The 1,002-nt window shown below is 41.8% G+C and carries 1 protein-coding gene; it reads right to left on the bottom strand.

Annotation, left to right across the window (positions count from 1 at the left end; genetic code table 11):
• Positions 1-224 precede the first annotated feature (224 nt).
• Positions 225-671, bottom strand: a complete 447-nt coding sequence (locus KSW37_RS15645; RefSeq protein WP_217315382.1) for a DUF6078 family protein — start codon at positions 669-671, stop codon at positions 225-227.
• Positions 672-1,002: the final 331 nt, after the last annotated feature.

Here is a 1,002-nt window from a genome sequence, read left to right as displayed (position 1 = left end):
GAGCGACCTATACACAATTTAACTGAAATCTCTTGTTGTGTTAGGTGCTCAAGAGTGTACAGACGGTACACTTCCTTGGTAAGTTCGACATCTTTCAGTGTTGCTTCTAATGATTCTTTCATGTAATTGAAACTTTAGGAGTCAACCATATTTACAAAAAGACACATGTACGTGGGTTTGAGTGACCACGTACACGGGTGAATTCTTTAATCGGCGTGCGGCTGTTAATAGTTAACCTCTTCTGCATACCGGTCGAACCTCATGTTGGTGTATCCATGTTGCTGGCACCATTTCAGCACGTACTGCTGTTGTTCAGGCACGAGTCCTGTCTGTCCTAATTTATAGCGATAATATGAAGTCTTGCTTCCGAAGTAGGAAGTCATGTGTACTCTGAAAGCGGCTTCGTCTTTACGCTTCAGTTCTTCAAGAATATTCGTAAAGCCGTATGCCATTTTCATCATCTGTAGCTGTAGGAAATGTTCGCACTTGTTGTCGTGGTAGGCATCGGGATAGATGGCGTAGCCTTTGGTCTGTTCCGGTTTTTTGTAGGTTACGGACAGATAGTGTGCACATTCCTGAGCCAGTGGACATTGCTGGTTGAAGCAATAGTCCCATGAGTTGTAAGCACTTTCTTTGTTGAAGTAGAGTCTGACTAAATCTGCTTGTGTCATTGGTCTTTGGGATTAAAATTGTATAAAAAGTGGTTTCACAGGAGTCGTAAGCTTCTAGGTGGAATCGGCAGGAATTTTTCCTGTTGGTTGCAAAAATACAAAAAATGTTCGAAACCGCAAGCCTTTTTCTCCACTTTTTTAATGTTTTTCTCCTGGAAAATTAAGTATTCCTCTGCTTTTTCGCTGAGAATCCCCCGTTTTTCGCCCGAGTGGTAAGCGTCTCCGCGTTTATACCTTGCATAATTCAAAAAAAAAGCAGTAACAGCTGATTAAACTAATGCTGCTACTGCTTTTTCCATCGGTCAGGAAGTAAGTCTCTATATTTCTCCAG

This window comes from Segatella copri, from assembly GCF_019127135.1.
Taxonomy (GTDB): Bacteria; Bacteroidota; Bacteroidia; order Bacteroidales; family Bacteroidaceae; genus Prevotella.
The sequence above is the reverse complement of the archived record's forward strand: the minus strand, read 5'-3'. Positions and strand labels throughout refer to the sequence as shown.

Excerpts from the sequence above, each read along its gene's own strand:
- KSW37_RS15645 (WP_217315382.1), bottom strand. The coding sequence starts at position 671 with ATGACACAAGCAGATTTAGTCAGACTCTACTTCAACAAAGAAAGTGCT.